Source organism: Rhodococcus sp. RS1C4 (assembly GCF_002258225.1).
Classification (GTDB): domain Bacteria; phylum Actinomycetota; class Actinomycetes; order Mycobacteriales; family Mycobacteriaceae; genus Rhodococcoides; species Rhodococcoides fascians_E.
On the sequence record NZ_NOXZ01000007.1, the window covers coordinates 1 to 24,168 of the forward strand.

Sequence of the window (24,168 nt, forward strand, 5' to 3'; positions counted from 1 at the left end):
GGTGTGCGGGGCGGGTTGCGTTGTACCCTAAGATGACTCGTCGTGATCGACGCGCAAACCATGGACAGCCCTGCAGCAACTTCTACCGTCCGTATCGCCCGGTGGACTCCGGGCGGGTGCGTGTGGTGCGGAAGCACCGACTCGATCGAAACTTATCGCAATGAACCGCGCTGTGGCCTGTGCCGTGAAAAAGAAGCCGTCATCGACGAGGCGAAGCACTTCATCGGCATGTACGGTCTGCGCCCCCTGGGCGGCACTCTTGCGTCCGACGACGAGGAGGAGCGCGAGTACCGCGTCACTGCTCGTGATGCTCGTGCCGTGCTGAACAGCATTCGTCTCGAGAAGCTGCCGGATCCGGCTGCGGTTCGCAAAGCGTTGCGCCCCAGGGCTGCTGCTGCAGTTGCTGCTCCTCGTCAGGCACCGAGCAGTGCAAGCTCGTCGTCTGCTTCCTCTGCTGCTGCGAGCAAGCCGGCCGCTCCCAAGAAGCAGCAGGCGGGTGTCAGTGGCATCGACATGATCGAGCTCGAGTCGCGGGTGCAGAAGTTGCTCGCTCAGCTCACCGACGTCGACTCACAGATCAGCGCGATCGAGGGACAGGAAAGCCTGCCGGCACGCGCGCGCCGCAAGGATCTAGAGAAGCAGCGCACCACGGTGCTCACCACCCTCGGTGCGCTCGAGAAGGCGCGTCGCCGCATCTGACACTCGGCGGTACGTACCCTGGACGGGTGTTCAGGACGCTAGCGCGCTATCAGGTCGCCATCGACGTCGGATTCGCCGCCGTCTTCACGGCCGTGCTGTTTCCGTCCGCCGCCGCAGACAACGGTGCGCTCGCCGTTGTCGTCCTGCTCGGCTACGGCGTCGCGCTGGCACTGCGTCGTCTCTCGCCGCCCCTTGCGCTGGCGATCTCCTGGGTCTTCGCCATCGGTCAGATGGCCGGTGGTCTCGGCACACAGGGCGCCAACACTGCAATTCTGTTCGTGCTGTTCGCCACTGCTGCATACGGTTCGGACCGCGTTCGCAAGATCGGTCTCGTGTCCACCGTCGTCGGCGGCATAGTCGCCGCTACCTTTCTCACCCTCGTCGGGGACCCGAACGTCTCACCGGACGGCAGCCGCTCCGTCGGCGACTACGCGCAGCAACTGATCATCCTGCTGGTTGCCTCCTGGGCTGTCCTGGGATTGTCGTGGGCGCTGGGTCGCATCGCGCTGGCGAACCGGATGTCCATCGAGGAGAAGCACCAACGTGCGTTGGCCGAGATCGAACAGGAACGGGCACTGCAGGACATTGCCGTCGAACACGAGCGCAACCGAATCGCCCGCGACATGCACGACATAGTCGCGCACTCCCTCGCCGTCGTCATCGCGCAGGCCGACGGTGCCCGGTACGCACGCAAAGCGGATCCCGAGGCTGTCGACGAGGCCCTCGGCACCATCGCAGGCACCGCTCGCGACGCACTACGCAACGTCCGCGGCGTGCTGGCCCAGTTACGCCACAACACCGACGACGTTCCGGCCACGGAATCGCAGGACCTGTCCACGTTGGTCGACCGAATGCGCGCGGCCGGGCTGCGGATCGACTTCGATTCCACCGGCGACTCCGCGAACCTGGGTGCCGGAGGTCATCTGACGCTCTACCGGATAGCGCAGGAAGCACTGACCAACGCTCTGCGGCACGGGGACTCGTCGCGCCCGGTATCGGTAGCCGTCGAGTCCGGACCCAGCGGCACGACGCTCACCGTGCGCAACTCGGTGCGAAAAGCACCCGAATCCACGGGCGGGCATGGCCTCATCGGTATGCGCGAACGCGCGGTCCTGTCCGGTGGCACCCTGAAGACCAGCCACGATCATGGTGTGTGGACACTCGTCGCGCACATTCCCGGAGCACTCACAGGAACGGAGCCTGCGGAATGAGCCGAATCAGGGTAGCGCTGGTCGACGACCAGCAGCTTTTTCGTGCAGGGATCAGGATGCTGATCTCGTCGCAACCCGATCTCGAGTTCGTCGGCGAGGCCGGCGACGGCAAGGCCGGGGTCGAGTTGGCGGCCGAGGTCTCCCCCGACGTCGTGTTGATGGACATTCGGATGCCGGTTCTCGATGGCATTGCGGCGACAGCGGAGATCGTCGCCGCATCGAGCGAGCCGCCGAGGATCCTTGTGTTGACGACCTTCGATCTCGACGAGAGTGCGGCGAAGGCGATCAAGGCCGGCGCGAGTGGATTCGTTCTCAAGGACGCCGATCCTGAATTCTTGCTCGCGGCGATCCGCACCGTTCATGCCGGTAACTCGGTGATCGCGGCGTCGGCCACGACGGCGTTGCTCGGTCACTTCACCGACACTCCGGCAACTCCACAGGTGCCCAAGGAGTTCGAGCTTCTCACCGCACGTGAACGCGAGCTGTTTCACCTGGCGGCGAGGGGTGCGAGCAATTCCGAGATCGCGGCACAGGAGTTCCTGAGCGAAGCAACCGTCAAGACTCACATCAGCAGAATCTTCACGAAGCTCGGTCTGCGGGATCGGGTCCAGTTGGTCGTGTACGCCTTCGAACACGGTCTGGTGCGGTGAACTCCCCGATGCACCGACCCCAGATCATCCTCTGGATGTACGTAGCAGAGACTGCAGCCTGATTCTTTTCACCCCGGTGGTTCGTAGTTTCTACAGACATGACCACAACACCAGCACCGGTAGCCCGGGTTCACCGGGTCCACAAGAGCTACGGCGACGCAGCCAACCACGTGAACGCGCTCGACGACGTGTCGCTCGACATCCGTTCCGGAGAGTTCACGGCCATCATGGGCCCGTCGGGCTCCGGCAAATCGACCCTCATGCACGTGATGGCGGGCCTCGATTCGGTGACGTCCGGGCAAGTCGTGCTCGCGAACACCGACATCACCGATCTCGGCGACGATGCACTCACCGAGCTTCGCCGACGCCAGATCGGCTTCATCTTCCAGGCCTTCAATCTGGTCCCGACGCTGGACGTCAGGTCCAACATTCTGCTTCCGTTCGAGCTCGACGGCCACGCACCGACCGAGATGGAAGCCGCATGGGTGGAACAGCTCATCGCCACACTGGGCCTGAGCGAACGCACGTCCCATCGCCCCCATCAGTTGTCCGGTGGGCAGCAGCAGCGGGTCGCCATCGCACGAGCGCTCGGCTCGCGGCCACACCTGATCTTCGCGGACGAACCGACGGGAAACCTCGATTCCCGCACCGGCCGTGAAGTTCTCGCGCTCCTGGCGGCCGCGGTTCGCGAGTACGGGCAGTCGATCGTCATGGTCACGCACGACCCGGTCGCAGCCAGCTATGCAGACCGGATCGTGTTCCTGGCGGACGGGCGAATCGTCGACGAGCGCGGGCGTTCGACGCCCGAGCAGATCTCCGGTTACATGCTTGCGATGGAGAAGGTCGCATGAGGGCCGCCACCGCGTCGACACCGCGTCGTGAACACGGAGCGAGCATCCTCGTCACAGCGCTCGCATCGTTCTTCGGTGTGGTGCTGATCCAGGCAACGGCGTTCCTGCTCGACATCTTCGGTACCGACGGACAAGGCGCTGTCGCCGTCGCTCTCTACAGCGTCGCAATGGTGTTCGTACTTCTCGCGCTGTACGTCGCGTCGGTCGTCACCGCGAACACGTTCGGTACGATCGTCGCCGGCCGCACGAAAACCATTGCGCTGCTCCGGCTCCTCGGTGCATCCGGCCGAGAACTGCGTCGATCCGTGTCCCGGGAAGGACTGTCCGTCGGACTGTTCGGTGCCGCAGTGGGCTTGGTGGTGGGTGTCGCCGCCAGTCACCTCGCCCGAGCGATCGCCGTCGGTGCAGGCAAGCTACCCGACGTCGCATACACGACGGTGCAGCCACTCGTCGCGCTGCCGGTGGTCATCGTCGTGGGAACCACGTGGGCCGCGTCGTACATCGGGAGCAAACGCGTCCTCGACGTGACGCCGATTCAGGCGACGGGCGTCGTCGTGACCGCTGCGTCCGAGGCTTCGCAGCGGCGAGCCGCACGCACGACGTTGTCGATCGTTCTCATCGCCGGTGGCGCAGTGTTGTTGGGACTCGGGGTGCTCGTCGGCACGGTGACCCCTGCCGGTGTGCTCATCGCCTTCTTCGGCGGCGCCGCGTCGTTCACCGGCATCATGGTCGGCGCACACAGAATCGTGCCGTGGATCCTACGAGTAGTCGGCGGGCTCTTCGGCAGCACGCCGTCGGCGCGCCTGGCCGCAGCGAACGCAACGCGGTACCCGGAGCGTGCCACGCGCACAGCGCTGGGTCTGCTGATCGGCGTCACGCTGGTGGTGACGTTCGCCGTGGCGATGTACAGCTACCGAACGATGCTGCAACACGAGTTCAGCGAAGAATCGCTCGATCAGGTGCTGACGGTGACCGTCGGGATCATGACCGGGCTGATCGGCTTCTCGGGTGTCATCGCGGCCGTCGGGATGGTCAACAACCTCTCGCTCAGCGTCATGCAGCGCACCCGCGAACTCGGCCTGTTGCGCGCTCTCGGCTTCACCCGCAAGCAGGTCCGTGGAATGATCGTGTCCGAGAGCGCGCAGATGGTGATCGCGTCGATGGGTTTCGGCCTTCTCCTCGGCATCGTCTACGGATGGGCGGCCGCGCAATCGCTGCTCGGTTCCATCGCGCAATCGGGCATCGGCCTGCCGACGCTGCCATGGGCGCTCATCGCCGGAACCGTCCTGTCGGCTGCGGTGCTGGCGTTGGTGGCCTCGCTCATGCCGTCGCGCCGAGCGAACTCCATCTCACCGGTCGTCGCGCTGTCCGAGTGATGTCCGACTGGCGAGGATGAGAGCGAACCTGCTCTCCGGATCGGTCCAGAACTCGTCGACGCGGAACCCCGCGTCGACGAGTTCTGCTTCTATCCCCTCTTTCCTGAACTTGGCCGAGATCTCCGTGCGTAACTCCTCGCCCTCGTCGAAGTGGACGTCGAGGTCGAGATCCTCGATTCGGATGTCCTGCGCCGTGCGAGCCCGCAAACGCATCTCGATCCACTCGGCGTCCGAATTCCACAGCGCCACATGTTCGAACTGACCTGGATCGAAGTTCGCGTTCAAGCGCTCGTTCAACACCGACAGAACGTTCGCGTTGAACTGCGCCGTGACACCGGCCGCGTCGTCGTACGCCGGGACGACCACACTCTCCTCGACTACCAATCCGACTCCCAGCAGCAGGAATTCACCGGCGATCAGAGCCTGGGCGATGTCGGCGAGGAAGAGCGCACGCTCCTCGGGAATGAGATTGCCCAGAGTGCCGCCCAGGAACGCGATGGTTCGGCTGCCGTCGGCAGGAAGATTCTGCAGGGTATCGGTGAAATCGCTGACGATCCCCTGGATCTCGAGCCCGGGATGCTCGCGGGCGATCACTTCGATCGCCCCCTCCAGTGCCGTCGGCGACACGTCCTGGGGTACGTACTTGCGCAGCGACCCGTGCTTGATGCCCGCATTCAGCAGCAGTCGTGTCTTCTCCGAGGACCCCGAACCCAACTCCACCAGTATCGCGGCGTCCGTCCGCTCGGCGACGTCGTAGGCGTGTGCCTCGATCAGTGCACGCTCGGTGCGCGTCGGGTAGTACTCCGGCAGTTCGGTGATCTGCTCGAACAGCTCGCTCCCACGCGCATCGTAGAACCATTTGGGAGAAATCCATTTCGGCGCCGCCGTCATACCCAACCGCACATCGGAACGAAGATCGTCGAGCAGCCTTTCGGGTGAGATGTGCACGTCCAGAGCGATATCAGCCATAAGCTTTCCCCTCAATCGAGATCTGTGACGTCGACATGCCCCGGTCGGGCGACGACGAAAGTTCGGTCCGCAAGCGACACCCACCGGGAGTCCCCGTCGGTGGGCTCGGATGCCACGGTGACGGAGTCCCCCGTGTCCAGTACGGAGAGCGAGTGGTACACCGCGCTCGCGTACAACGTGTGACCGTCGCTCAGCAGGAGATTCAGACGCGGAGCGGGCGACGACTGTTCCACGCGGGAGATCAACACCCGCAACGCTTTCTCCGGATCGTGCTGCCGCAGCAGGTTCCGGAGAATCACCCACAGAGCCGCAGAATCCGTCGGTGCCGGCAGTGCCAGCAACTCGGTCGGCGGCACCTCCGACGCCAGTTCGGCCAACGCGTCGGGCCACCCGAACACGACACCGTTGTGGCTGAACGCCCACGTCCCGTCCGTGAACGGGGCGCAGGCACTCCGCTCGACCGGCATCCCGACGGTTGCAGACCGAACGGCTCCGAGCACGGCCGTCGACGACGTCGCACCGAGTACGTCGGCGACCGCCGGGTCCGACCAGATCGGCATCGCATTGCGGTAGCTGCGGGCACCGTCGTCGTCCCACCACGCCGCGCCGAATCCGTCGGCGTTGATCGTGCCGCCGCCCCGCATGTCCTTCGGCGCCCAGGACTGCACGAACAACGAGTTCTCGCCGGCGGTGAGAACGTCGGCGACCGACCGTCTCGGTCCGAGATAGCCCAGATGCCTACACATCTCGGGCACACCGGAAGCCAGCGAAGATCTGCCTCCGGATCGGGTGGTCCCAGTTGCGGAACGTGCCGCGGCACGCGACCTCGTCCGTCCCGAACGATCCGCCGCGCAGGACCTTGTAATCACCGCGCAGAAACACCTCGGAGTACTCGGCGTACGGGAACGGCTCGAAGCCCGGGTAGGGCTCGAAATCCGACGACGTCCACTCCCACACGTCACCCATCAGCTGCTGCACTCCGAGCGGCGACGCCCCGGCCGGGTAGGCGCCGACGTCGGCGGGTTCGAGGTGCCGCTGACCGAGATTGGCGTGCACCTCGGTCGGTTCGGCATCTCCCCACGGGTACTTGCGTACCGTCGCGGTCGCTGGATCGAAACGGGCAGCCTTCTCCCACTCCGCTTCGGTCGGCAGCCTTTTGCCTGCCCACCGCGCGTACGCCTCGGCTTCGAAGAAACAGACGTGTACGACGGGCTGGTCGGGCTTGATCGGTGCCGTCACCCCGAATGCCCGACGCCACCAGCTGCCGTCGGCGTCGCGTTCCCAGAACTGTGGGGAAACGAGCCCTTCGGCGGTTCGGTGTGCCCAGCCGCGTTCGCTCCACAGTTCCGGACGCGAGTATCCACAGTCGGCGATGAATTCCTCGTACTGACGGTTGGTCACGGGCGCGACGTCGAGGGCGAACGTGGCGACGTACGTCGAATGTGCGGGTCGTTCGTTGTCGAGTGCCCACGGGTCGAGCGTGGTGCCCATGGTGAAGACACCTCCGTCGACGATCACTTCTCCGGCCGCCGAGATCTGCGCTATGGGAGGAGGCGGCGCGTGGAGAACCGCTGGACCGGTACGTAATTGGTGGGTCGCGAGCATCGTCTCGTCGTGCTGCTGCTCGTGCTGGGCCACCATGCCGAAGGCGAAGCCATCGCGTTCGAGCCTGCGTCCGTCCAGCGGACTGGCGGAGAGCACGTCCCACACCTTGTCGCGGACGGACCCGACGTACGCGCGTGCCTCGTCCGGTGTCAGCAGCGGTAGTGACGGACGGCTGGACCGGGAGTGCTTGAACGCGTCGTACAGTTCGTCGATGTCGGACCGTACCGGTTCGCGCCCGCCGACGTCGCGGACAAGCCAGAGTTCTTCCTGATTCCCGATGTGCGCGAGGTCCCAGACCAGCGGGCTCATCAGCGGCGAATGCTGCGCGGTGAGGTCCGCGTCGTCCACTGCGTCGGTGAGGGCCGAACTGCGGGCACGACTGCGGGCGAGTACCCGCTCGACGGTGCTGCGCAGTTGTTCGGTGCTCGTCATGCCGATTCCTTTCCGGTGGAATGCTGTGCGATAGGTGCCGATGCGAGACGACATCGCTCGGCGGTGTTCAGCAACAGCGTTCGATGGTCCGCCGAGTTGTCGGCAGCCAAGTGCAGCAACGCTTCTGCGGCACGACGAAGATCGGAATCGGCGAGACCGTCGCGGGCAGCGTCGACCCACCGGCCGGCAGTCTCCGCCGCGATCTGCGTTGCGCGCTCGATCACGTCGGGCCCGGACAGCAATGCGTCGAACAGGGCTGCGGGAACGACCCACTGGCCGTCGGGCTGTGCGTCGAGGTAGCGGATCTCGAAGTGCCCACACGCGCGAACGTGCGGAAACAACGTCGTGAGGTGGTAATCCAGATCATCGGTGGTCGGTGGTCGCCCGACACGGCCGTGGTCGGCAATCCAGTCGGCGAACGTCGTTCCCGGTGGAGCCGTCCAGTTCTCGCTCTCGCCCCTGATGCACAGCAGCGGGACGTCGAGCGCCCAGGCCGAATAGTCCGCGATCGGATCGCCCGTGTTGGGCACTTCGGTTCTGCTGCCGTCCAATTCGAGCCACGTCCGCATCCGCTGAGACGCCCAGCTCCCCTCCGGTGCACCGCGTAGCGTCGGCGAGCACGCGAAGGCGGCGACGAGTGCGGGCCCGACGGCCTCCAACATGGTCCACCGGCGCGCCACGTCCTCGCGGTCCCGCCCGGCGTCGACGCTCACCTGAACGGCGGCCGTGTTGCACATCATCAGTTTGCCGAAGGGGCCGATGGTCGTGAACCTGTCCTCCATCGCGCAGTATCGAGGGAGAACGAGCAGACGCTGCGGCTCCCGGTCGCGATCTGCGGGAACGGACGTCATACCGATCCGTGCGGTGTTCAGCATCGACTCGAGAAGACGGGAATCCGCGTCGACCGATCGAGCGAGCTCCCGCACCGACGGGAACGGCGAACTGGACAGTTCCACCTGGCCACCCGGCTCGATGGTCACGACGCTCCCGCCGGGGAGCGGACGAGCAGACGAGGTGGAGGAAATGTTTCGCGGGGCGTACTGCCCGAGGGCAGCCGCCAGAGAGTCCAACGCGGGCCTCGCCCCGTCCGGCGTGTGTGTCAACCACTCCAATTCGGCACCGATGAGTCGAGGTGGACCGAGCTTGAAGCACACACGTTCGACGTAGGCCGCTGCGGCAGGCCGCGAGCTCAGCCCCCGGGACTTGACCGTGGACGTCATCGCCATCTCCTCACGTTCGTCCCGACTAGCTGAGTTGCCACGACTACCCGAGGCTGTTCCGCTCGAAACCGAGCACATGTGAAAGCCTTGCAGGAGTGAAGCCTGCGGATCGACCCGTCGGGCTCCGCTTACGACAGTAACCACGACTCCCCAGCAGTGCACCAGGAAGGCGTCGACATGTTCGATCTCGATCGGATCCGCCGGGACACACCGGCCGCGGTCTCCTCGATTTTCCTCGACAGCGCGGGATCGTCACTGCCGCCCGACCCCGTCGTCGACGCCGCCGTCGCACATCTTCGTCGCGAAGCGGCGGTCGGTGGATACCGCGCAGCGAACGAACGGATGGCCGATCTCGCGGCAGTCAAGACCTCCATTGCCAGGTTGATCGGCGCGACGCCGTCGGGCATTGCTCTGAGCGACAGCGCAACTCGATCGTGGAGCGACTTCTTCTACTCCATCCCGCTGACTCACGGTGATCGGATACTGCTCTGCCAGGTCGAATACGCGTCCAACGCGATCGCTGCCCTGCAGCGCGCCGCCGCGACGGGCGCAACCGTGGAGTTCGTACCGAGCGACCCCTCGGGCCAGATCGACCTCGCCGCACTCGAGGACATGCTCGACGAACGCGTCCGAATTGTCTCACTTGTCCACGCGCCCACCAACGGTGGACTGATCAATCCCGCACGAGAGGTCTCCGAACTCGCCCACCGAGTCGGCGCACTCGTACTGCTCGACGCATGCCAATCAATCGGACAGGTGCGCGTCGACGTCGGCGAACTCGGGGTGGACGCACTCAGCGCGACGGGCCGAAAGTGGTTGCGCGGGCCCCGCGGAACGGGATTCCTCTACGTCCGCCCAGGTCTCGCCGACACGCTCGAGCCACCGGCACTCGACCTGCACAGTGCGCAATGGAGCGGCGAACGTGAGTACCAACTCGCGGCCGACGCCTCGCGGTTCGAATTCTGGGAATGCTCCGTCGCGTCCCGACTCGGGCTCGGCGTGGCCGTCGACTACCTGCTGGACATCGGAATCGATGCCGTCCAGGACGCCGTCAGCGCCCGCGCCGAACACCTACGCGCCGGCCTTCGCACCGTCGCAGGCGTCACCGTCCACGACCTCGGTGACCGGCGCAGCGGCATCGTGTCCTTCACCGTCGACGGCAGGAATCCCACCGACGTGCGCGACGAGTTGGCCGCGAAGGGCATCACCGTGACGGTCAGCCATCGACGTTCGACACTCGTGGACATGAGCTCGAGAGGGTTGGACTCGGTGATTCGCGCATCTCCGCACTACTTCGTGACGTTCGATCAACTCGACGAGCTGGTCGCCTCCATGCACACAGGGCGAGGGCACTGATCGCCGTCCCGGCCACAGCCGTCCAGGTGATGGGGTCGCCGAACATCAGCAGAGCCCACACCATCGTCGTCGCAGGTGTGAGGTAGAGCAGCGCGCTGACACGGGTGGCCCCGCTGCGGCGCAGGACGAACATGTAGGTGCCGTATGCGCCGAAGGTCGACAGCACGACCAACCACGCGACCGCGCCCCAGAAGCCGACCGTGACGGGCGGCGTTGCGTCGCCGAGAACCGCGCTCCATCCCATGAAAAGTCCGGCCGCGACGCACGCCTGGATCAGCATCGCGAGCGGAATCGGTTCCGTCGTGCGCAGCTTGCGTTCGACAACGGTGCCGACGGCCAGCGACAACATGCCCGCCAGCGGCAGCAAGTACACGAACCAGGGCGCACCCTCACCGCCGAGGTCACCGGCGACCACGACGACGACTCCACCGAATCCCACGGTCAGAGACACGAACTTGCCGACGCCGAAACCCTCGCCCAACAGACGTGCAGCCAGGCCCGCCACGACCAGGGGCTGCATGGCCGCGATCAGCGCCGCCGTACCCGCCGGAACGCCGAGCCCGACGCCCCCGAACACGCACGCAAGGTAGAGGAACTGACTGAAGAAGCCGAGCACACTCTGCCGACGGACCCCCGCCCAGGTCGTGCGGAGCCCTCGATACCAGCACCAGGCACCGAGGATCGCGACAGCAACGAGGTACCGCCATCCCAGCAGGGTGTGTGCGGGCGCGTGGGCGGTGCCGAGGTCCGCGCCGATGAATCCGGAGCTCCACAGAATCACCAGAGCGGTGGCCGCTAGTTTGTCCATACCGACGAGGTAACCATACAGGTCTGTATACTTGCAGTGGACCTGTGATCGGAGACACCCATGACCAAGGCTTTGACACCCGCAGGCGAGCGCATCCTCACCGTCGCCAGCGCGTTGTTCTACGAACGCGGCATCCGGGCCGTCGGCGTCGACCTCATCGCCGACGAAGCCGGGACGACGAAGAAGACGCTCTACGACCGGTTCGGCTCCAAGGACGGACTGGTGATGCGGTACCTCGAGCGACGCTTCGAGAGATGGCGCGAATTCGTCCTCGCCTACCTCGAACCGATCCCCACCGGCCCCGAACGCGTCCTGAGCATCTACGACGCGCTGGCCTCCTGGATGCGCGACAACCACCGCGGCTGCGGGTTCGTCAACGCCTTCGCCGAATACGGCGGGACCGACCACCCGGCCCTGGACGTCATCCGATCCGAGAAGGACTGGACGCGAGCACTGTTCGTCCAGCTCGCCGAGGACGCAGGCCTGCCGGCACCCGACGAGCTCGGCCTGAAACTGTCCCTGATCCACGAAGGCGCCGTCGTGATGAGCACCGCAGGAGCTCGCGCCGACGCCGTCGACGTCGCCCGATCCATCGCCTCCACCCTTGTGAATGGAATCGTGAGTGGAACCTTGCAGTCCGGTCGCTCCGCAGGCTCCGCTCCTTCCCCCAGGTCTACGTTTCCACTCACGTGAGGGGGTCGTGTAGAGTCTCCCGGGTTGTCTCGGCGAGGGTAGCTCCGCACAGGAACTACCGTGATCGACGCGGCTCGGCTCCTCGGCCGTGCTCGTTCGTGTCTGCCCCGACGAAGCACTTGCCCACACCGTGATCTCAAGGAGCTGTTCTCTGATGTCGAACGAAGTAAACAACCTCAAGGCTGCTGTACGCACCGAGTTCGGCAAGGGCGCTGCACGCCGCGCACGCCGCGACGGCCTGGTCCCCGCTGTTCTGTACGGACACGGCACCGACCCGCAGCACCTCGCCCTCGACACCCGCGCATTCGCCGCAGTCCTGCGTAAGGACGGCACCAACGCTGTTCTGACCCTCGACATCGACGGCAAGGAGCAGGTCGCCCTGACCAAGTCCGTCGTCGTTCACCCGATCAAGCGCAGCATCGAGCACGCCGACCTCCTCGTCCTGCGCAAGGGCGAGCGCGTCACCGTCGAGATCAACGTCGTCGTCGAGGGTGACGCAGCCCCCGGCACCCTGGTCACCACCGACTCGACCGTCGTCGAGATCGAGGCCGACGCACTGTCCATCCCCGAGTCCGTCGAGGTCTCGGTCGAGGGCGTCGAGGCAGGCACCCAGATCCTCGCAGGCGGCCTGACCCTTCCGGCCGGCGTCACCCTGATCTCCGACCCCGAGCTCCTGCTCGTCAACGTCGTCGAGGCCCCGACCGAGGAAGACCTCGAAGCCGAGGGCGAAGAAGCTCCGACCGGCGACGTCGTCGACGAAGAAGAGGCATCCGAGGAAAGCTCCGACGAGAGCTGATCTCAGCCCCGCATCACGACACGCGCCGCTCCCCTCGTCGGGAGCGGCGCGTTCTCGTTTCACCCTTCTCGATGGGAGCATGATCAACCGTGACAGCAGATACGGCCCTGATCGTCGGCCTGGGTAACCCCGGCGCACAGTACGAAACGACCCGCCACAACGTCGGATTCATGGTCGCCGACGCGCTCGCAACCCGGATGGGTGCGAAGTTCTCCTCGCACAAGAAGTCGAACTCCGACATCGTCCAAGCACGCCTCGCGGACCGCTCGGTGATCGTCGCCAAACCCCGCACCTTCATGAACCTGTCCGGGCAACCCGTCGCGGGCCTGGCACGATTCTTCTCCGTCGAGCCGTCGAACATCGTCGTCGTTCACGACGAACTCGACATCGACTTCGGTGCCATCCGCCTCAAACTCGGCGGCGGCGAAGGCGGCCACAACGGGCTTCGCTCCATCTCTCAGCACCTGAGCACCAAGGACTACCTGCGTGTGCGCGTCGGCGTCGGGCGTCCTCCCGGCCGAATGGACCCGGCCTCGTACGTCCTCAAACCCTTCTCCTCGGCCGAACGCAAGGACCTCGGCGTGATCGTGGAAGAGGCCGCCGACGCCGCCGAACTACTCCTGCGCGTCGGCCTCGAAGCAGCGCAGAACCAGGTTCATCCGAGGTAGCTGGCACCGTTTTTGCCGAGCTGGCACGCGTGCTCTCGCACTGGAAGGCGTGCGAAGTCTGCAAAAAGGGTGCTGACTCGGTCCCACTCAGCCCAGCAAACCCGCCGAGTTGGATCGACGGAGTTTGCCGGAGGACGTCTTGGGAATCGATCCGGGACCGAGGACGGCAACGGTTCTGGGCCGTACTCCTACTTCCGAGTGCACGGCGTGAACGACGTCGTGTTCGATTCGCTTCACCTCGTCGGGATTCTGGAAGTCGTTGGTCTCCACGGCAACGGCGAAGCTCTCCCGCTTGTCGCCCGCGTCGAGCCTGATCGCGACGGCGTTACCCGGTCGCACCCCGCGTACCGAGCCTGCTGCACGTTCGATGTCGGTCGGATAGATGTTGCGGCCGCCCATGATGATGACGTCCTTGACGCGGCCGCAGACGACGACCAGTCCTTCTTCGGTGAAGTAGCCGACGTCGCCGGTGTCGAGCCACCCGGCCTCGTCCTGTGTGGCGACGGGTCCGTCGACGGTGATGTACCCCGGTGTGACGGCTTTGCCGCGCACTTCGATGATGCCGACGCCGCGCGGAGTGAGGACCTGGCCTTCTTTGTCCACGACACGGCCTTCGAGGTTCGGCACCATCTTGCCGAGTGTCGCGAGGCGTCGCAGATTGCCCTTGGTCGACGGGACGGCTCGGCCCATCGCCTCGAGCAGATCGGCGTCGACGACGTCGAGGACCTGCCCTTGGCCCGGGTCGGGGATGGACACGGCGAGTGTGGTTTCGGCCATGCCGTACACGGGCGCGAGTGCGAGCGGATCGAGGTTGTACGGCGCCCCGGCCTCGGCCAGCGCCGCCATCGTGTCCGGGTCCACGGGCTCGGCGCCGTTCCACGCGTAGCGGAGCGAACTCAGGTCGAGATCGAGATCGTCCTCGGCTTGCGACAGTCTCCTCGCGAGCAGCGAGTACGCGAAATTGGGTGCTGCGGTGACGGTTCCGCCGTACTTGTGGATCAGCTTGGCCCACAGGAGCGGTGACCGGAGGAAATCCAGCGGCGTGATGCTGACGACCTCGGCACCCACCTGCATCGGCACCGTCAGGAACCCGACCATGCCCATGTCGTGGAACAGAGGCAGCCAGCTGACCATCACGTCGGAGTCGACGTCGAACTTGATGCGGTCGATCATGGCGTACGCGTTGACGTAGAAGTTCTCGTGCGTGATGCGCACGGCCTTCGGTGAACCGGTGGATCCGGATGTCAACTGCTGCAGTGCGATGTCCGACTCGTCGGTGTCGACGGGATCGCAGTCCCGGCCCGCCCGCATGTCGTCGATCTTCAGCACGGTGATGCCGCGCTCTTCGAGGATGGGCGCCGCGATGTCGAACGGGGCGCCCAGGATGACAGCCTTCGCGTCGATCATCTTCACGACCGTCTCGGTGTCGGTGCCCCACACCCCGAGGTCGGTACGCGGTGTCGGCTGGTGCAGCATCGTCACCGATCCGCCTCGCATCCACGTCGCCTGGCACGCAGGCGCGATGTCGACCGGTTGGCCTGCGAGGACACCGATGGCGTCGCCGCGTTCGATGCCTGCGTCGGCGAGTGCGCCCGCCATCGATCGCGCCACCTGGTGAATCTCGCCCCAGGACTGCCTCAGCGCCTGATCCGGCTCACCGGTGACGAGCCCCCGCTCGCTCGTGCGCGCCGTCGAGAACATCTCCTCGGTGAATCTGCTCAAAACTCATCTCCTGTGCCGACGGTCCGACCTGTACCCACGCTATTGAAATTCGCAGGCCCGCGGAGCCGTTACCCGAGAAAACGTACGAACGACCACGAGTACCCTGGTACCGGCAACACCGCCCCCGTGAATAGAAGAGGTTCGCTTGAGTACGCCGGATTCGGTCGAGACCAACACTGCGCCCACCGAGTCGGCCCCCAAGAACGCTCACAAGGAACTTCCCGCCGAGGTGTCCAGGCGCCGGACGTTCGCCGTCATCTCCCATCCCGACGCCGGTAAGTCGACGCTCACCGAGGCTCTGGCGCTGCACGCTCGTGTCATTTCCGAGGCAGGCGCGATCCACGGCAAGGCAGGCAGGCGCTCCACCGTCTCCGACTGGATGGAGATGGAGAAGGCGCGAGGCATCTCGGTCAGTTCGACGGCCTTGCAGTTCAACTACCAGGTCGACGCCGCCGTCGACGACACCAACGTCATCAACCTCGTGGACACCCCTGGTCACGCCGACTTCTCCGAGGACACCTACCGCGTCCTGACGGCCGTCGACGCCGCGGTCATGCTCATCGACGCTGCCAAAGGCCTCGAACCGCAGACACTCAAGCTCTTCCAGGTGTGCCGACAGTTCGGTATCCCGGTCATCACCGTCATCAACAAGTGGGACCGCCCCGGCCAGTCGCCGTTGGAACTTCTCGACGAGATCGAGCAGCGGATCGGCCTGACGCCGACGCCCTTGTACTGGCCCGTCGGTATCGCGGGCGACTTCCGCGGTCTGCTCGACGTCCGCGCAGGCAACTACATCCGGTTCACCCGAACCGCGGGCGGCGCGACCATCGCCCCCGAGGAATTGCTCGACGCCGACGCCGCGGCCGCCCGCGAGGGTGACGAATGGGAGACGGCTCTCGAGGAGAGCGAGTTGCTGGTCTCGAGCGGGCAGGCGCACGACCAGGAGCTGTTCCTGGCGGGGCAGACGTCGCCGGTGATCTTCGGTTCCGCGATGCTGAACTTCGGTGTCCGCCAGATCCTCGACACGCTGGTCGCCCTCGCGCCCGCACCCGGCCCGCGCGACGACGTCAAGGGCGGTGTCCGAGACGTCACCGATCCCTTCAGCGCCGTCGTCTTCAAGGTCCAGGCGGGAATGGACACCGCGCACCGCGACCGGTTGGCGTTCATGCGCGTCGTGTCCGGCGTGTTCGAGCGCGGCATGGTGGTCACCCACGCGCAGACCGGTAAACCGTTCACGACGAAGTACGCGCTGACGGTGTTCGGCCGTGAACGCACCACCGTGGAGAACGCTTACCCGGGCGACGTCGTCGGCTTGGTCAACGCCACCGCGCTGGCACCGGGTCACACCCTGTTCACCGACAAGAAGGTGGAGTTTCCACCCATCCCGTCCTTCGCGCCCGAACACTTTGCTGCCCTGCGGGTCGACAGCGCGGACAAGTACAAGAAGTTCCGTCGCGCCGTGGAACAGATGGACTCCGAAGGCGTGGTTCAGGTGTTGCGCAACGACATTCGCGGCGACGCCTCCCCTGTCCTCGCCGCCGTCGGGCCGATGCAGTTCGAGGTAGTCACCGCCCGCATGAAGTCCGAGTTCGGCGTCGACGCCCGGCTCGAACCGCTCGGCTACTCCGTCGCACGCCGCACCGACACCGAATCCGCCGTCGAACTCGGCCGCCAGCGCGGCGTCGAGGTCTTCACTCGCACCGACGGCGCGTTGCTGGCACTCGTCAGCGACAAGTGGCGTCTGCAGTACCTGGAGAAGGAAATGCCCGAACTGACGCTGGAGCCTCTCGTCGCCGCGGGCGAATAGTGCTCCTCGGGCTGCTCGACGCGCAGGTCTCCATCGCGGGACACCCCATCCTGTGGCGCGAGATCGTAGGCAACGGCTTCGGCCTGGCGTCGGCGATCGGGGGAATGCGGCGAGTGGTGTGGGCGTGGCCGGTGGGGATCATCGGCAACGCCTTGCTGTTCACCGTGTTCCTCGGCGGCGCCTTTCACACGCCGCAGGCATTGGATCTGTACGGGCAAGCCGGGCGCCAGTTGCTGTTCATCGCGGTCAGCGTCTACGGCTGGTCGCAGTGGCTGCGCACCTCGCGGGCCCGCAAGACGGCGGTGTTGCCGCGGTGGGCGTCGACGAAGGAACGCATCGCGATGATCGCGGTGATGGTCGTCGGCACCGCTGCCTTCGCCCAGCTGTTCGGGTACCTCGGGTCCTACGGCAAATGGGCCGACGCGTGGATCTTCACCGGATCCTTGCTCGCGACGTTCGGCATGGCACGGGGAATCACCGAATTCTGGCTGATCTGGATCGGCGTCGACGTGGTGGGTGTGCCGCTGCTGTTCCGTGCCGGTTTCTACCCGTCCGCATTTCTGTATCTTGTGTACGCAGCCTTTGTGGCCTGGGGTTTCGTGGTGTGGCTGCGCATTCAGAAGGCGAACGGTACTTCGAAAATCTCCGCTTAAACGGGTGAAGTGTTATTCTTCGGTGGTCCGAACGGACTTCGAGTAGGTTTTCACGCTTCTGATGTGGGGTTGGATATGACGCAGGGCTCGCTATGACGCAGGGATCCAGCTATCCGCTGGCGGGAATCAAGATCGGCCAGGCGCCGGCTCACCGGTTGAGCACGCCTACTCCCAAGCTGGCCAGCGGCGTCTCGGCGTCCAAGTCGAACTCCCCCTCGGACGCGGCGACCGACAGTGCGGCTGCGGACCCAGTAGCGGCGAAGTCGACCGAGAACTCCGCATCGAAGGCCGAGACGAAGCAAGAAGCCGACAGCACAACGCCGAAGCAGCCCTCCAAGGATTCGAACGAGGTTGAAGTGACTACTAGCGATCAGATCTCCGAGCACGGCCTGCCTACCAATGGCCGTTCCACCCACTCGTCGGGCTCGACGTCCACGGCCGCCGGCCGCGGCGGAGCCCCTGACCGCCGCACCGCCATGGGCGTCGCGTCCGTGCGCATCGCGGGCCGCCTCACTCAGAACGAGCTCGGTAGCCGCACCGGCGACATCCGCACCCCGGACACGTCCGTCGGCCCGGACGAGCTGCTGCAGCTCCTCGGCGAGTACCTGGTGTCCGGCGGTCTGCAGAACCCCGAGATTCACGTTCGATCCAACGGCCAGACCATCGTTCTCGACCTGCTGAACCCGGCCAAGGGTTACCGCTGACCCGCTAGGTCACTCCCGTTCCACCAGCTTCGACGGGTGTGCTCCGGCCGGAATGTCGGCCGGAGCGCACTCGTGTTCTTCTGCGGTGAACCAGCCGTGATAGTGGAACAGCGTGCCCAGCAGCGGACTCGTGACGTCGATCTGCACCCGGTGCTTCTGTTCGTCTTCGTCCCACCACTCCCGCGCGGAGGTCAGAGCCGACGCCAGCTGCGGAATCCTGATTCCCAGTACCCGCGGCGCACCGCTCTCCAGGACGAGGCCGCCGGCGGAGTCGACCGAGCACGTCGTTCGGACGATCATGTCCGAGGAGAAGCCGAGGTAGTCCAGCGCGAAGTCCGCGCCGGGCGTGCGAGCGGGCGTCACCATCACCGAGTTCATCCCCTGAGGTGATCCGGCGAACGCGAACCGACGAATGAACGCCATGGTCTCGCGGCCGACAGCGTCGACGTACGCATAGTTTTCGATCGTGAACGGCACGTCCGTCCCCCGCCCACCGGGAAACAGCCCACGTTTTCCGCCGAGCCACAGCACCGGCGGCGGAATCAACGTCGAGTGCCGCATTTCTTCCATGACACCCACTCCGAGCTGGCATCGGTGGTCTCCGGATGCGAGACCGAACCTCCACTGCACCTTCGGATGGAGCTTCTCGAACTCGCTACCGAGAGCGGTACGCACGACGGATGTCATAGGTCTTTCCTCATCTGAATCGACGTTTCCCGATAGTCCAACGAGGTGTACAACTGCCGAGCGACGGCGTTGCCACCGAAGACGTTGAGCCCCAACGACACAGCTCCCTCCGACCGAGCGGAATCCTCTGCCAGCCGCATCGTCGCCCGGCCGAGCCCCCGACCGCGGAACTCCTCGTCGATCTCGATGTCCCACACCCACCAGTGCAGCGGTTCCGCGTCGTTTCGCGGAGCGATCCACAGGTAGCCGACGCGTACGTCGTCGTCGAACACGTCGAAGATGCGCTGGGTCGGCGTGGGCACTCCACCGGGGAATGTGAGCCGGTAGGAAATCTCCGCATTGGCTTCCGCCTCGGCCTGCGTCTCTCCCGTCGCGACGCGTTCGGCCACGTACCGTTCCCTGGTACCCGCGAGCCATTGCCGGACTCGCTCGGGGTCCATGAGCACCAGCGTCGGGTTCATGCACCCCACCCTATGTGAGCGGAAATGTAGGGCAGGGGCAGGAGCGGAGCCCGCGGAGTGACCATAGGCACCACGTTGCCACTCACTTAGGTCAGTCGAGCTCGGCAGCCAGTTCCATCCAGCGTTCCTCGGCGACGTCCTTGTCCGCCAGAACCTTCTTCAACTCAGCGTCGAGTTCCACGAGCTTGCCCGGATCCGTGGCCGCTTCCGCGAGTTCCGCGTGCAGCGCGATCTCGCGATCCGACAACCGGACCACCAGCTTCTCGAGCTTGCTCAGTTCCTTACGCGCTGCCCGCTCGGACGCGGCGTCGCGCACCGCCTTCTTCGCCGTCCCCCCGGTCGTCAGGGAATCCGGCGTCGCCTCGGCCGCGAGAACCGCACGACGCCGCAGGTACTCCTCGATCCCTCCGGGCAGGTTGGTGAGCTTGCCGTCACCGAACAGAGCCCACGTCGAATCACAGATACGTTCGATCAGGTAACGATCGTGGCTGATCACGACGAGAGTTCCGGCCCAACCGTCGAGCAGGTCCTCGAGCTGCTGCAGCGTATCGATGTCCAGGTCGTTGGTCGGCTCGTCCAGCAGCAGCACGTTCGGCTCGGCCATGAGCACACGCGTCAGCTGAAGCCTGCGACGCTCGCCGCCGGACAGATCGCCGACGGGCGTGCGTTGCCGCGCAGGCGTGAACCCCAATCGTTCGGCCAATTGACCGGCGGAGATCTCCTTGTCACCGAGGGTGATTCGCTCCGCGACTTCCTTGACGGCGTCGAGAACACGCAGGTTCTTCGGCAGATCGTCCAATTCCTGTCTCAGCCAACCGATCTCCACGGTCTGACCTTGAATCCTCTTGCCGGTCGCCGGTTCCAGCTCGCCCGCGAGGGTACGCAGCAGCGTCGTCTTGCCGGAACCGTTGACGCCGACGAGTCCGACGCGTTCACCCGGCGCCAGACGCCACGTGAAGTCCTTCACCAGCTCACGGCCGTCGGGAGTTTCGAGGCGGGCGTCCTCGAGTTCGATGACGACCCGTCCGAGCCTGCGCTTCGCGAACGACGCCAATGCCACGGAATCTCGAGGCGCAGGCACGTCGGCGATAAGGGCCTCGGCGGCTTCGATCCTGTACTTGGGCTTGGACGTTCGAGCCGGAGCACCGCGCCGCAGCCAGGCGAGCTCCTTACGTGCGAGGTTGCGACGACGCTCTTCCGACGCATCGGCCTGGCGGGCACGTTCGGCGCGCGCGAAGATCCAGTCGTTGTACCCACCCTCGTACGTCTCGACCTTGCCGCCGACTACTTCCCACGTCTGGTTGGCGACGGTGTCGAGGAACCACCGATCGTGTGTCACGACGACGAGCGCACTGCGCCGCGACACCAGATGAGCCGCAAGCCATTGCACACCCTCGACGTCGAGGTGGTTGGTCGGCTCGTCCAGCACCAGCAGATCCAGATCCTGAACCAGGGCTGCCGCCAACGCGACCCGGCGACGCTCGCCGCCGGACAGGTTTTCGATGGTGGCGTCGAGACCCGAGCTGCCCGCAGGACCGAGGTCCGCGATACCGATGCCGGTCAGGATGTTGCGGACCCGCGAATCACCGGCCCACTCGTGCTCGGCCATGCCGAGCGGATCCAGAACGACCTGTCCGACGGTCGATCCCGGCGGCAGAACCCCGCGCTGCGTCACGACGGCCATCCGCAGCCCGCCGACGCGGCTGACGCGCCCGGAATCCGGTGGTTCGAGACCTGCGAGCACTTCGAGAGTGGTTGTCTTGCCGCCTCCGTTGAGGCCGACCATGCCGATGCGCTCGCCCTCCTGCACACCGAGCGAGACGCCGTCGAGCAGCGGTTTGACACCGAAGGACTTGGAGACGTTTTCGAGATTGACGAGATTGACCATCAGGGGAAACCAATCGATTCACTAGTGACTACACGAGCGCCGGGAACGGGTCCGCTCGCGACACGCACGGTACGGCAGACGCCTGCACCGGAGAGTTCGGCGCCGACCGACACCGCGGTATCGGAATCGGCACAGAGAAATGCGCAGGTCGGGCCGGATCCGGACACGATCCCGGCCAGAGCACCTGCGGTCAGGCCTGCTCGCAACGTACGACGCAGCTGCGGCAGGAGCGACACCGCCGCCGCTTGGAGGTCGTTGCCTAGAAGTGGAGCGAGAGCGTGCGCGTCGCCGCTCACCAGGGCCTGCATCAGGGCGTCCGGATCACCCAACCGGGGCGGATCGCCTTTCGCCCTCAGCTCGTCCAGTTCGGCGAAGACGGCAGGAGTCTGTAATCCGCCCTTGGCCAGCGCCAGAACCCAGTGGAAACTGTTGCGTGACAACACCGGAAGCAGCTTCTCGCCGCGGCCCGTCCCTACCGCTGTTCCGCCGTGCAGAACGAAGGGGACATCACTGCCGAGCTGAGCGGCGAGATCACTGAGTTCGCTGCGCGAGAGGTCCAGCTTCCACAGCGAATCGAGTGCGACGAGGGTCGCTGCGGCATCGGAACTACCACCGGCCATGCCGCCCGCGACGGGGATTCCCTTGTCGATCGTGATCTCGACGAGAGGTTCACGCCCCACCTTGTCCGCCAGAAGCACGGCGGCCTTCCACACGAGGTTCCGCTCGTCCGTCGGCACACTCTTCGCGTCGGCGCCCTTGACGATCACCTTCAGCCCCTGCGACGGCACCACCGAGACCTCGTCGGACAGCGAGAGCGCCTGAAAGACGGTCGTCAGTTCGTGGTAGCCGTCCTCGCGGAGGTCACCCACGGACAGATGCAGGTTGACCTTGGACGGAGCCCGAACGACAACGGGACTGTGGACAACTGAGAGCACGGTGTTCAAGACTAATCGAGCATCGGTTCGAGGACAGCATCCGTCCGCAATACCTGCCATCATCGAACCCATGCGGGAAACATCTGCACGACTGCTCAAGCTGCTGTCACTGCTCCAGACACGTCGTGATTGGGCCGGAGCCGACCTGGCCGACAGGCTGAACGTCACGCCGCGCACCGTCCGCCGCGACGTCGACAAACTCCGCGAGATCGGGTACCCCGTGAACGCGACGGCCGGGGTGGGCGGCGGATACCAACTCGGTGCGGGTGCCGAGATGCCACCGCTGCTCCTGGACGACGACGAAGCCCTCGCCGTCGCCTTCGGCCTTCAATCCGCAGCAGGAGGCTCCGTAGCGGGCATCGGGGAGGCGTCGCTGCGCGCGCTGACCAAGTTGCGCCAGGTGATGCCGTCGCGCATCCAGCACCGCCTCGACGCATTGCGGATCGACGTCGTCGAACGCACGGCGGTGTCTGCGGTCGACGCCACGGTGCTGTCGACCGTCGCCGGGGTCTGTCACAACCACGAACGCCTCAGGTTCGACTACCGCCGCCACGACGGCACGGAAGTCCGCCGCGAAGTCGAGCCCTACAGCCTCGTACGTTCGGGGGCACGCTGGTATCTGCTCGGGTGGGACCTGCTGCGCGAGGACTGGCGTTCTTTCCGCGTGGACAGGCTGGAACCCAAGATCCCCACCGGCCCGCGATTCACCCCGCGACCACTTCCCGACGGCGGTGCCGCGGCATTCGTCGCCGCCGGAATCGACCGCACCTTCACCCGAGTGCAGGCACGCATCGAACTGGCGGCATCCATCGAAACGATTGCACCGATGGTCGACGAGCAGTGGGGCACCCTCGAATCCGGCTCCGAGGACGCGTGCACCCTCATCCTGTCCGGTGACTCACTCGCCTCCATCGCACGATGGCTCTCGGCCTTCGACACGCCGTTCACCGTCCTCGACCCGCCCGAACTGCGCGACGAGTGCCTGAAAGTGGCTCAGCGACACCGCCTTCTCAGCGAACGGTATCTGGCGAGTGTGCGCTCGACAGTCGAGCGATGAGGGGTGAACCCTCAGGCTCGAGTGCCCGCCAACCGCACGAATGCCGCGGCGTCGATGGTTTCCCCGCGGGCACTGGGGTCGATGTCGGCTTCACGCAGACGCCGCTCGGCTTCTACCGGCGAACCCGCCCATCCGGCAAGCGCTGCTCTCAACGTCTTTCGGCGCTGCGCGAATGCTGCGTCGACGACGGCGAAGACGCGACGGCGGTGCTCGTCGTCCATCGGCCACGGAGGCTCGGCGTACCGATCGATACGAACCAGTCCTGATTCGACCTTCGGCACCGGCCAGAACACCGAACGCCCGACGGAGCCTGCGCGTTTGACGGTGCCGAAGAAGTTGGCCTTGACGCTCGGGATTCCGTAGATCTTGCTACCCGGGTCCGCCGCCAGCCTGTCCGCAACCTCGGCCTGCACCATGACCAATGCGGTGCGCAGCGTCGGCAACTGCGAGAACAGGTGCAGCAGAACCGGAACCGCCACGTTGTACGGCAGGTTCGCGACCAGAGCGGACGGGTCACCGGGAATGTCCGCAGCAGTGACCCGAAGCGCGTCGAACTCGACGACGGTCAACTGGTCGGCGTGTGACGGCGCTCGTTCGGCTGCCGTCTGCGGCAACCGTGCGGCGAGCTTGGGATCGATCTCGACCGCGATCACAGCGTCGGCGACATCGAGAAGCGCCAGCGTCAGCGAGCCGAGTCCGGGGCCGACCTCGAGCACGGTGTCCGCTCCCCCGACACCCGCCGAGGCGACGATGCGACGGACGGTGTTGGCGTCGTGGACGAAGTTCTGTCCGAGTTGCTTGGTGGGACGGACATCCAGTTCTGCGGCGAGAGACCGTACTTCCGCGGGTCCGAGCAGCGCCGCGGGTTCTCTCACATGTTCGGACACTGTGAAAACTCTACGCACCCGTCACTCGATGGT

23 protein-coding genes and 1 pseudogene are annotated in these 24,168 nt (G+C 65.7%); 13 read left to right on the forward strand and 11 right to left on the reverse strand.

What is annotated here, in order from left to right; translation table 11 throughout:
• The first annotated feature begins 120 nt into the window (after nucleotides 1-120).
• The 5 genes from CH289_RS01495 to CH289_RS01515 all read left to right on the forward strand — a co-directional run bounded on the left by CH289_RS01495 (nucleotide 121) and on the right by CH289_RS01515 (nucleotide 4,787).
• Nucleotides 121-699, forward strand: a complete 579-nt coding sequence (locus CH289_RS01495) for a hypothetical protein (protein WP_033190776.1) — start codon at nucleotides 121-123, stop codon at nucleotides 697-699.
• Nucleotides 700-725: 26 nt separating this feature from the next.
• Nucleotides 726-1,910, forward strand: a complete 1,185-nt coding sequence (locus CH289_RS01500; RefSeq protein ID WP_094727072.1) for a sensor histidine kinase — start codon at nucleotides 726-728, stop codon at nucleotides 1,908-1,910.
• The gene (locus CH289_RS01505) at nucleotides 1,907-2,560 is read left to right on the forward strand and encodes a response regulator (RefSeq protein ID WP_033190775.1); all 654 of its coding nucleotides are present in this window, start codon (nucleotides 1,907-1,909) and stop codon (nucleotides 2,558-2,560) included. The genes CH289_RS01500 and CH289_RS01505 overlap by 4 nt, the downstream gene beginning before the upstream one ends.
• Before the next feature lie 98 nt (nucleotides 2,561-2,658).
• Nucleotides 2,659-3,411: an ABC transporter ATP-binding protein gene (locus CH289_RS01510; RefSeq protein ID WP_019664558.1), complete on the forward strand. Its 753-nt coding sequence runs from the start codon at nucleotides 2,659-2,661 to the stop codon at nucleotides 3,409-3,411.
• A complete protein-coding gene (locus CH289_RS01515; RefSeq protein WP_094727074.1) occupies nucleotides 3,408-4,787 on the forward strand; it encodes an ABC transporter permease in 1,380 nt (459 codons plus the stop codon). Before CH289_RS01510 ends, CH289_RS01515 begins: the two co-directional genes overlap by 4 nt.
• Here CH289_RS01515 and egtD read toward each other — a convergent pair.
• Genes egtD through egtA form a run of 4 tightly spaced genes read right to left on the reverse strand, consistent with a single transcriptional unit; the run spans nucleotide 4,761 to nucleotide 9,019 of the window.
• Nucleotides 4,761-5,756 (reverse strand): L-histidine N(alpha)-methyltransferase, encoded by a 996-nt coding sequence (gene egtD / locus CH289_RS01520; protein ID WP_020111379.1) that lies wholly within the window; start codon nucleotides 5,754-5,756, stop codon nucleotides 4,761-4,763. The two genes, CH289_RS01515 and egtD, sit on opposite strands and share 27 nt — an antisense overlap.
• A gap of 11 nt (nucleotides 5,757-5,767) precedes the next feature.
• Entirely contained in the window at nucleotides 5,768-6,502 is a 735-nt protein-coding gene (gene egtC, locus CH289_RS01525) for an ergothioneine biosynthesis protein EgtC (protein WP_033190832.1), read from the reverse strand.
• Nucleotides 6,495-7,793 (reverse strand): ergothioneine biosynthesis protein EgtB, encoded by a 1,299-nt coding sequence (egtB, locus tag CH289_RS01530; protein WP_179276703.1) that lies wholly within the window; start codon nucleotides 7,791-7,793, stop codon nucleotides 6,495-6,497. Before egtB ends, egtC begins: the two co-directional genes overlap by 8 nt.
• Nucleotides 7,790-9,019 carry an ergothioneine biosynthesis glutamate--cysteine ligase EgtA gene (gene egtA / locus CH289_RS01535; RefSeq protein ID WP_094727078.1) on the reverse strand — a complete coding sequence of 410 codons (1,230 nt, stop codon included), beginning with the start codon at nucleotides 9,017-9,019 and terminating at the stop codon, nucleotides 7,790-7,792. The genes egtB and egtA overlap by 4 nt, the downstream gene beginning before the upstream one ends.
• A 171-nt stretch (nucleotides 9,020-9,190) precedes the next feature.
• On the opposite strand from egtA, the gene CH289_RS01540 reads away from it, so the two are divergent.
• Nucleotides 9,191-10,369 carry an aminotransferase class V-fold PLP-dependent enzyme gene (locus CH289_RS01540; RefSeq protein ID WP_033190831.1) on the forward strand — a complete coding sequence of 393 codons (1,179 nt, stop codon included), beginning with the start codon at nucleotides 9,191-9,193 and terminating at the stop codon, nucleotides 10,367-10,369.
• 43 nt (nucleotides 10,370-10,412) lie between these two features.
• Here CH289_RS01540 and CH289_RS01545 read toward each other — a convergent pair.
• Nucleotides 10,413-11,177, reverse strand: a pseudogene (locus CH289_RS01545) (DMT family transporter); the annotation flags it as partial.
• Nucleotides 11,178-11,237: 60 nt separating this feature from the next.
• Here CH289_RS01545 and CH289_RS01550 point away from each other — a divergent pair.
• The 3 genes from CH289_RS01550 to pth all read left to right on the forward strand — a co-directional run bounded on the left by CH289_RS01550 (nucleotide 11,238) and on the right by pth (nucleotide 13,334).
• Nucleotides 11,238-11,870, forward strand: coding sequence for a TetR/AcrR family transcriptional regulator (locus CH289_RS01550; protein ID WP_094727080.1), 633 nt, complete (start codon nucleotides 11,238-11,240; stop codon nucleotides 11,868-11,870).
• Nucleotides 11,871-12,024: 154 nt separating this feature from the next.
• A complete protein-coding gene (locus tag CH289_RS01555; protein WP_170945143.1) occupies nucleotides 12,025-12,666 on the forward strand; it encodes a 50S ribosomal protein L25/general stress protein Ctc in 642 nt (213 codons plus the stop codon).
• An 89-nt stretch (nucleotides 12,667-12,755) separates the two neighbouring features.
• Nucleotides 12,756-13,334 carry an aminoacyl-tRNA hydrolase gene (pth, locus tag CH289_RS01560; RefSeq protein ID WP_094727082.1) on the forward strand — a complete coding sequence of 193 codons (579 nt, stop codon included), beginning with the start codon at nucleotides 12,756-12,758 and terminating at the stop codon, nucleotides 13,332-13,334.
• An 87-nt stretch (nucleotides 13,335-13,421) separates the two neighbouring features.
• Here the strand turns inward: pth and CH289_RS01565 are convergent, their stop codons facing one another.
• Entirely contained in the window at nucleotides 13,422-15,056 is a 1,635-nt protein-coding gene (locus CH289_RS01565; protein WP_094727084.1) for a fatty acyl-AMP ligase, read from the reverse strand.
• A gap of 145 nt (nucleotides 15,057-15,201) precedes the next feature.
• On the opposite strand from CH289_RS01565, the gene CH289_RS01570 reads away from it, so the two are divergent.
• The 3 genes from CH289_RS01570 (at nucleotide 15,202) to CH289_RS01580 (ending at nucleotide 18,220) form a co-directional block, all read left to right on the forward strand.
• A complete protein-coding gene (locus CH289_RS01570; protein ID WP_020111386.1) occupies nucleotides 15,202-16,863 on the forward strand; it encodes a peptide chain release factor 3 in 1,662 nt (553 codons plus the stop codon).
• Complete coding sequence (gene pnuC / locus CH289_RS01575; protein WP_033190772.1) at nucleotides 16,863-17,516, forward strand: nicotinamide riboside transporter PnuC; 654 nt, start codon at nucleotides 16,863-16,865, stop codon at nucleotides 17,514-17,516. The genes CH289_RS01570 and pnuC overlap by 1 nt, the downstream gene beginning before the upstream one ends.
• Before the next feature lie 92 nt (nucleotides 17,517-17,608).
• Nucleotides 17,609-18,220 carry a hypothetical protein gene (locus CH289_RS01580; protein ID WP_033190771.1) on the forward strand — a complete coding sequence of 204 codons (612 nt, stop codon included), beginning with the start codon at nucleotides 17,609-17,611 and terminating at the stop codon, nucleotides 18,218-18,220.
• A gap of 9 nt (nucleotides 18,221-18,229) precedes the next feature.
• Here the strand turns inward: CH289_RS01580 and CH289_RS01585 are convergent, their stop codons facing one another.
• The 4 genes from CH289_RS01585 to CH289_RS01600 all read right to left on the reverse strand — a co-directional run bounded on the left by CH289_RS01585 (nucleotide 18,230) and on the right by CH289_RS01600 (nucleotide 22,191).
• Nucleotides 18,230-18,907 (reverse strand): DUF4166 domain-containing protein, encoded by a 678-nt coding sequence (locus CH289_RS01585; protein WP_094727086.1) that lies wholly within the window; start codon nucleotides 18,905-18,907, stop codon nucleotides 18,230-18,232.
• Nucleotides 18,904-19,368 (reverse strand): GNAT family N-acetyltransferase, encoded by a 465-nt coding sequence (locus tag CH289_RS01590; protein ID WP_020111390.1) that lies wholly within the window; start codon nucleotides 19,366-19,368, stop codon nucleotides 18,904-18,906. Before CH289_RS01590 ends, CH289_RS01585 begins: the two co-directional genes overlap by 4 nt.
• Before the next feature lie 91 nt (nucleotides 19,369-19,459).
• Nucleotides 19,460-21,256, reverse strand: coding sequence for an ABC-F family ATP-binding cassette domain-containing protein (locus CH289_RS01595; protein ID WP_094727088.1), 1,797 nt, complete (start codon nucleotides 21,254-21,256; stop codon nucleotides 19,460-19,462).
• The gene (locus CH289_RS01600; protein WP_027498738.1) at nucleotides 21,256-22,191 is read right to left on the reverse strand and encodes a 4-(cytidine 5'-diphospho)-2-C-methyl-D-erythritol kinase; all 936 of its coding nucleotides are present in this window, start codon (nucleotides 22,189-22,191) and stop codon (nucleotides 21,256-21,258) included. The genes CH289_RS01595 and CH289_RS01600 overlap by 1 nt, the downstream gene beginning before the upstream one ends.
• A 70-nt stretch (nucleotides 22,192-22,261) precedes the next feature.
• On the opposite strand from CH289_RS01600, the gene CH289_RS01605 reads away from it, so the two are divergent.
• On the forward strand, nucleotides 22,262-23,248 hold the full coding sequence (locus CH289_RS01605) for a helix-turn-helix transcriptional regulator (RefSeq protein WP_094727090.1): 987 nt from the start codon (nucleotides 22,262-22,264) through the stop codon (nucleotides 23,246-23,248).
• A gap of 11 nt (nucleotides 23,249-23,259) precedes the next feature.
• Here the strand turns inward: CH289_RS01605 and rsmA are convergent, their stop codons facing one another.
• Complete coding sequence (gene rsmA / locus CH289_RS01610; RefSeq protein ID WP_019664538.1) at nucleotides 23,260-24,135, reverse strand: 16S rRNA (adenine(1518)-N(6)/adenine(1519)-N(6))-dimethyltransferase RsmA; 876 nt, start codon at nucleotides 24,133-24,135, stop codon at nucleotides 23,260-23,262.
• Nucleotides 24,136-24,168 lie beyond the last annotated feature (33 nt).

Bases quoted from the DNA above. Each gene is read 5' to 3' on its own strand.
- CH289_RS01505 (WP_033190775.1), top strand. From the start codon at position 1,907: ATGAGCCGAATCAGGGTAGCGCTGGTCGACGACCAGCAGCTTTTTCGT.
- CH289_RS01510 (WP_019664558.1), top strand. From the start codon at position 2,659: ATGACCACAACACCAGCACCGGTAGCCCGGGTTCACCGGGTCCACAAG.
- CH289_RS01515 (WP_094727074.1), top strand. From the start codon at position 3,408: ATGAGGGCCGCCACCGCGTCGACACCGCGTCGTGAACACGGAGCGAGC.
- egtD (WP_020111379.1), bottom strand. From the start codon at position 5,756: ATGGCTGATATCGCTCTGGACGTGCACATCTCACCCGAAAGGCTGCTC.
- egtC (WP_033190832.1), bottom strand. From the start codon at position 6,502: ATGTGTAGGCATCTGGGCTATCTCGGACCGAGACGGTCGGTCGCCGAC.
- egtB (WP_179276703.1), bottom strand. From the start codon at position 7,793: ATGACGAGCACCGAACAACTGCGCAGCACCGTCGAGCGGGTACTCGCC.
- egtA (WP_094727078.1), bottom strand. From the start codon at position 9,019: ATGGCGATGACGTCCACGGTCAAGTCCCGGGGGCTGAGCTCGCGGCCT.
- CH289_RS01540 (WP_033190831.1), top strand. From the start codon at position 9,191: ATGTTCGATCTCGATCGGATCCGCCGGGACACACCGGCCGCGGTCTCC.
- CH289_RS01550 (WP_094727080.1), top strand. From the start codon at position 11,238: ATGACCAAGGCTTTGACACCCGCAGGCGAGCGCATCCTCACCGTCGCC.
- CH289_RS01555 (WP_170945143.1), top strand. From the start codon at position 12,025: ATGTCGAACGAAGTAAACAACCTCAAGGCTGCTGTACGCACCGAGTTC.
- CH289_RS01580 (WP_033190771.1), top strand. From the start codon at position 17,609: ATGACGCAGGGATCCAGCTATCCGCTGGCGGGAATCAAGATCGGCCAG.
- CH289_RS01585 (WP_094727086.1), bottom strand. From the start codon at position 18,907: ATGACATCCGTCGTGCGTACCGCTCTCGGTAGCGAGTTCGAGAAGCTC.
- CH289_RS01590 (WP_020111390.1), bottom strand. From the start codon at position 19,368: ATGAACCCGACGCTGGTGCTCATGGACCCCGAGCGAGTCCGGCAATGG.
- CH289_RS01595 (WP_094727088.1), bottom strand. From the start codon at position 21,256: ATGGTCAATCTCGTCAATCTCGAAAACGTCTCCAAGTCCTTCGGTGTC.
- CH289_RS01605 (WP_094727090.1), top strand. From the start codon at position 22,262: ATGCGGGAAACATCTGCACGACTGCTCAAGCTGCTGTCACTGCTCCAG.